This is a genomic window from Paenibacillus popilliae ATCC 14706 (genome assembly GCF_000315235.1).
In the GTDB taxonomy this organism is placed as follows: Bacteria; Bacillota; Bacilli; order Paenibacillales; family Paenibacillaceae; genus Paenibacillus_B; species Paenibacillus_B popilliae.
This window is the reverse complement of record NZ_BALG01000192.1, coordinates 1-6297: the sequence shown is the minus strand read 5'-3', so window position 1 is coordinate 6297 and position 6297 is coordinate 1. Positions and strand designations below refer to the sequence as shown.

Sequence of the window (6297 nt, the reverse complement as noted above, 5' to 3'; positions counted from 1 at the left end):
GTTGTTTTGGCATTGTAGACGATCCGCTCCTTAAGATAATAGCTTTATTCTACAAGCCCTTATTTTTGTTGTCCAACTAAGTGTAGCCGATCCATTTTGCCCCTTAGCATAAATGCTGTCCGACTCGATCCGGGAAGAAGACGGAGAGATGGAGGAGCATTTGACCCCAGTTTTGCACCCGACCGGTCCACTTGCGGACAACATCCATCGTCGAGAGATCGAGCATCTTGAGCAACGCTTCATTGGACGGAAAGATGCTCTTGCCCTTGGTCACTTTGCGAAGTTGGCGATGATAGCTCCCGATGATGCCCGTGGTATAAATCAACTTACGAATCTCTGGCGGATACTTGATGAAGGTCGCGAGCTCATCCCAATTGTTGCGCCAGGAACGGATAATGAGCGGATACTTCGTTCCCCAAACTTCTTCAAAGCGATCCCGTTCTACAAGTGCGGCTTCTCCCGTGCTGGCCTTGTAGATCGGCTTCAGATCGGCGGTGACCTTCTTTAGGTCCTTGTAGGACACATCGCGCGTTGAATTGCAAATCTGATGATTCCAGAACTCATTTTGGTTTTTGTTGTCTTCCAAGCATCCGCTAAAGTTTGGTTCAAAAAATCAGAGTCTTTAGCTGGAACACTGCTCTGATACCAAATCATTACATTGCCAGCACTAGCAATATATACAGTAACTACACCATTGTCATATCATATCATTTACAGGGAGATGTCATCAGTTGTTAGATAATTAACATCAATGGAGTTGACCTCAGGTAAAAAGGTAAACCCTCTATGTTAAAATTCCGTAGTTGGAATGAAGGGAAGAATCCGGTAAAGTAAGAGAGATGAAGTAACAAAAGCAGATGTACTATGGAAGGAGTGAGATTCGATGCAAGGCACCGATGATACGGTTGTTGAGTTGGAAGGCGTGACGAAGAAAATTCGGGGGAAAACGATTATCGACAATTTGTCGTTCCGCGTGCGGCGCGGAGAAGTCTATGGCTTCCTCGGCCCGAACGGCGCTGGCAAGACGACGACGATCCGCATGATCGTCGGGCTGATGTCCATGACGTCGGGACGAATCCGGATTGAGGGTCATGACATTCGGACCGACCGGGTCAAAGCGATGACCCATGTCGGGGCGGTAGTCGAAAATCCGGAGTTGTACGAATTTATGAGCGGATACAAAAACCTGCTTCATTTTGCCCGCTTGAGCGGCAAATCGATCAGCGAGGAGCGGATCGAGGAAATCGTGCGGCTCGTCGAACTCGAGAATGCGATAGACAAAAAGGTGAAGAACTATTCGCTTGGGATGCGGCAGCGGCTCGGCATTGCGCAGGCCCTGCTTCATGATCCTTCGATTCTGATTCTGGACGAGCCGACGAACGGGCTCGATCCGGCCGGCATCCGGCAGCTTCGCGACTATTTGCGCCGCTTGGCGCGCGAGGAGAACATCTCGATTCTCGTATCAAGCCATCTTCTCTCGGAAATCGAATTGATGTGTGATCGGGTCGTCATCATCCAGAGCGGCAAATTCGTAGGGGAGCGGGAACTAAATGCATCCGCGGACGTGGCGGAAGCGCTGCCGACCACGATTTATCTGGAGGTGGATCGGGCCGAGGAAGCGCTGCAGGCGCTTGCTGCGACCGATTGGCAGGCGGCCCGGGACGAAGCGCGTTCCGGCTTCACGGTGAACGTGATGCACAACGACATTCCGAAGGTCGTCGAGAAGCTTGTCCATGCGGGGATTGCGATCTATGAGGTCCGGACCTCGGCGCCGACGCTGGAAGATACCTTCCTGACGATGACGAAAGGAGGCCGGATCGAATGAGCTACTTTTTCTCACTCGTCCAGAATGAGTGGATGAAGACAAATAGCAAGCGGCAGGCCCCGTATTATTATATTTTTCTCGCGTTGATGGCGGTGCTGCTTGGCGTCGTCATCCGGTTTTTCGTGTTCAAGGACGAGCCCATGTCTTATTTGCAATTTGCTGATACGTTCGTGTTCATCGCTCGGCCGCTGACCACGATCTTCATTGTCATCGTCGCGGCGCAGACGATTACGGACGAATTCAAGGATGGCACGATAAAGCAACTGTTAATCCGGCCGGCCAGCCGCTCGCTTGTCCTGGCCTCTAAATGGGTGAACGCAATTCTCGTATTGTTCGCGGCCTATATGATCATTTTCCTGCTTGGATTGGGTGTCGGGGCGGCGCTGTTCAATCTGTCCGCAGAGGACGCTTCCTTGATGGATTCGGGCGTGTCGCTCTTCCTTGGTTATTCGGAAGCGGCCTTTCAGATGACGCTGTCCTTCATGATTGCGATTCTGACCCGGAGTCTAGGATTGTCCATCGCGCTGCCGATCATTTTCCAGATGCTCGCCGGAACCGTCTCGATGGTGTTGTATCAGAAGGTATGGTACAAATGGCTGGTATTCCCGCATTTGAACTGGGGGCCTTACTTCGGGGAAGGCACACTGCCTTATAAGGGAGCGACGTTGGGCTTTAGCCTCATGATGTACGCGATATATTTTGCCGTGCTGCTCGCCATCTCGTTCTTCGTCTTCCAGAAGCGCGATGTGCAGTAAGAGATGAACAGTGCCCCTGCCGTCATTCGTTCCGGCAGGGGTGCTTCTGCTCAAAAGCGAAAGCAACGGGAAGGAGGCTGGCATGAAAATATTGCAGGCGTTGTTTTTTCCACCGGAACAGCCGGGAGGCGTGTCCTCCATGGTTCCCTATATACAAGACCGGTTCCAGCTCCCCCGATGGGAGATGGAGCTGTTCTCGCTGCCCAAGCGGCTGCGGGGCAAAGGGCAGGAAGAGATTGCGTTCGCGACCTTCGACTGGACAGCATACGGCGATTCTCCGATCGTAGTCAAATATATGCAGACAATTCGCGATTACATATGGTGGACGAGACGGCGAATCACCTCCCCTTATGATCTTGTCCATGCCCATCATCCGATTGCCGGCTGGGTGACGAAGCGGCTCTTCCCCGAGACGCCGGTCATTCTGACGGTTCACTCCAGCTATGAGCGGGAGTTGCTTCTGAACGGAAAAATTGAGCTGGACGGACCGGAGTTCCGCTTCCTGACCTCCATGTACGGGGAACTGGAAGCGCATGTCGATCTGATGATGACGGTATCGAATTCGTTCCGCCATGATCTGGCGCCCTACATCGAGCGCCCGGAGCGGATCGAGGTGCTGCCGAACGGCTTTGACGAGAAGCGGTTCCGGCCGATTGCCCATGAGAATGAAGTGCCCCAGCTCATTGTCGTATGCCGGCTTGTCCCAGCGAAGGGACTCGACGTGCTGCTCCGAGCTTGCGCCGAGCTGAAGCGGTGCGGCCGTCCTTATGTGCTCCACATTATCGGTGACGGTCCGATCCGCGAGGATCTGGAGCGGCTCGCACAGGAGCTGGGTATCTATGACGATACGATATTTTATGGTTATATGCTCCATCCAGAGGAATTCATGCCGTTCTCGGACATCTTCGTGCTGCCATCCCGCGCGGAGGCGTTCGGTTCCGTGTTCGCGGAGGCGGCGCTGTGCGGGCTTGCTCTGGTGGGTACGCGTGTCGGCGGCATCGCCGAGCAGATCACCGATGGGGTGAATGGGCTGCTCGTGCCCGCCGACGATCCGGATGCGCTCGCTGCGGCGCTGGATCGGGTCATGACGGACCCGGCGTTCCGCTATGAGCTGTCCCGGACGGCCTGGACGAAGGCGAAGCAGGATTACTCGCTGAGCGGCGTCGTGAACGAGTTGAAGCGGATCTATCTCCGCTTCCGCGTCAAGGCGGATTGATTTGCCGTCCGGAGAATGTCCATCCAGCCATGCGAACGCTAGGCGGCCATCTGCCGGGCAAACGCGCACGATGAGGAGAGGAGAGAGGAAGTTGAATGCGTTTCGCTTCATACATGCGGCAGACCTGCATGTGGACAGCCCGTTTCGGGGCTTAAAGGATCTGCCGGTTTCACTGCGCTCACGCGTCGTCGAGTCGACCTTCGCCGCGTGGGACGCGCTCGTGGATCTGGCGGTGCAGGAGCAGGTCGCGTTCGTCATCGTCAGCGGCGACCTGTATGACGGCAAGGATCGGTCGTTCAAGGCCCAGTGGCGTCTCCAGCGGGGAATGGAACGGCTGGCGGCGCACCGGATCGCAGTCTATCTGATTCACGGCAATCATGATCCGTTGCATGAAGGTGTGCAGTGGGCATGGCCAGACAACGTGACCGTCTTCGGCATCGGCGCCCCCGGCGCGGCGTTGGCCCGCGGCGCTGACGGAACGCCGCTCGCGGTGATCGCGGGGATGTCTTACGGTGAGTCCGCGGTGCGGGATAATCTGGCCGTGCGTTATCCGTCCGAGCCGGAGAAGGCGCTTGCCCCCGAAGCGGCGGACGGCTTGCCGGAACGGGCGCGCTTGTTCCGCATCGGCATGCTGCATGGGACGGTTGACGGGCGGCCGGGCCATGATCCGTACGCGCCCTGCTCCAAGCGGGAGCTTATTGCTGCCGGGTACGATTATTGGGCTCTCGGTCATATTCATCTCCGGGAAGTACTCCATGCGTCCCCGTACCTCGTCTATCCTGGCAATACGCAGGGACGGCATGTCAAGGAGACCGGAGCGAAGGGCGCATATGTCGTCGAGGTGGACGAGCGTCGTCACGTGTCGCTGCGCTTCGCGCCGCTCGATCAGATCCGCTGGTCTGATGAGGCCGTCGATATCGCGGCTCTCGCCGATATGCAGCAGGTAATGGAGCGGCTCGACACGGTGCTGGCCGGGTTGCGCCAGCAAGGCGGCGGTCGCCTCGTCTTCGCGCGTCTTACGCTCGTCGGACGCACGCCGCTCTACCGCGAGCTGCAGCGCCATTCGCTGGAGCAGCAGTGGGCGGCTGCGGCCAACGAGCAGGAGCTGGAACGGATGGAGCGTTCCGGTTCGACGGACGGGGTATGGATCGCCAAGGTTTGCGTGCGGTGCCGTCCTGATCTGGATCCGGCCGTCTGGATGGAGTCGGACAGCTTCCTCGGCGATCTGGTCCGGCTGGCGGACCGGGGCAGGCAGGATAGCGCGCTGTGGAACGAGCTTCTGGCTGAAGCGCTTCGCGCCTTCCCGGCGCAGCCCCGGCTTCGCCAATGGCTGGCCGATCAGCCGGAGGAGGCGGCGGCAGACTGGCTGAAGGAAGCGATGCTGCTGGCGCTCGAAGCGCTGCATGAAGGAGGAAGCATATCATGAGGCTGCTGCATCTGCATGTGAACGGCTTCGGCGAGCTCCGCGATCTGGAGCTTGAGCTGGCCGAGCCGGGGAAGCCCGGCGGCATTACGCTGCTGCTCGGACCGAATGAGGCGGGGAAAAGCACGATTGCCGCCTTCCTGCGAGGGATGCTGTACGGCTTCTCGAAGCGCGGCGGCGCAGCAGGCCGCTATGAGCCCGCGGAAGGCGGCGTCTACGGCGGGCGGCTCGCCGTGGAGGATGATCGTGGACAGGAATGGCGGATCGAGCGTCTGGAGCGGAACGGCAGCATGCAGACGGTCATCCATCGCCGGGGGGCGGACGGGCGTCTGGAGCGGATGACCCAGCCCGCGCTGGAGACGGAGCTGCTGGGTGGACTGAACGGGGAGTTGTTCCGGCGTCTGTTCGCGATTACGCTGGATGAACTCCATGAACTGCAGGCGCTCCAGGGAGACGAGGTAGGCGCCTTCCTGTACGACACCGGCCTCGGGGGCGGCCGCCAGGTCGCCGAGGCCGAATTGTGGCTGCAGCAGGAGGCGGACAAGCTGTATAAGCCGCGCGGCCGCTCGCAGGAGCTGACGCATACGCTGCAGGCGCTGGACCGGGCGGACCGGGCACGGCGGGAGGGCCAGGCGCAGGCAGCGCGGCTCGTCGAATCGGAAGCGCATCTGGCAGAAGTGGACGCCGGGCTTGACGCGGCTGCCGCTTCACGCCGCTCCGTCCGCGAGGCGCTGGCTTTGACGGAGCGCGCCGCCCATGTCAGCCAGACGTGGGTGCGTCTCGTCGCGGCGCGCGAAGCGCTGGCGGGGCTGCCTCCGCTCGCGGATTGGCCGCCCGACGCTGCGGCGCGCTGGGAGGCGAACGAGCGCCGGCTGGCCGAGGCGGAGGCGGCGCTCGCCCGCGCGAAGGAGCAGCGGGCCGCATGGGAACGGCGACTCGCCGCGCTGCGTCCGCAGGAGGCGCTGCTGGCGCTCGCGTCCGAGGCTCACCGCCTGGCCCGGCAGGCGGATACGATCCGCCACTGGCAAGAGACGGCTGCCGAGACCGAGGCGGAAGCCGAACGGCTCCCGGCGGGGGG

General features: G+C 59.6%; 5 protein-coding genes and 1 pseudogene. 5 read left to right on the top strand and 1 reads right to left on the bottom strand.

Features of this window, described 5'->3' with window-relative positions:
* Nucleotides 1–103 precede the first annotated feature (103 nt).
* Nucleotides 104–550 (bottom strand): annotated as a pseudogene (locus PPOP_RS13145) (IS256 family transposase); the annotation flags it as partial.
* 333 nt (nt 551–883) lie between these two features.
* Between PPOP_RS13145 and PPOP_RS13140 the strand changes: the two are divergent.
* From PPOP_RS13140 to PPOP_RS13120, 5 genes are all read left to right on the top strand, one after another.
* A complete protein-coding gene (locus PPOP_RS13140) occupies nt 884–1825 on the top strand; it encodes an ABC transporter ATP-binding protein (protein WP_006286972.1) in 942 nt (313 codons plus the stop codon).
* Entirely contained in the window at nt 1822–2580 is a 759-nt protein-coding gene (locus tag PPOP_RS13135; protein ID WP_006286971.1) for an ABC transporter permease, read from the top strand. Before PPOP_RS13140 ends, PPOP_RS13135 begins: the two co-directional genes overlap by 4 nt.
* Before the next feature lie 82 nt (nt 2581–2662).
* Entirely contained in the window at nt 2663–3796 is a 1134-nt protein-coding gene (locus PPOP_RS13130; RefSeq protein ID WP_006286970.1) for a glycosyltransferase family 4 protein, read from the top strand.
* A gap of 91 nt (nt 3797–3887) precedes the next feature.
* On the top strand, nt 3888–5222 hold the full coding sequence (locus PPOP_RS13125; RefSeq protein WP_006286969.1) for a metallophosphoesterase family protein: 1335 nt from the start codon (nt 3888–3890) through the stop codon (nt 5220–5222).
* Nucleotides 5219–6297 (top strand): AAA family ATPase (locus PPOP_RS13120; protein ID WP_006286968.1); only part of this gene is annotated, 1079 nt, incomplete at its 3' end. The genes PPOP_RS13125 and PPOP_RS13120, both read left to right, overlap by 4 nt.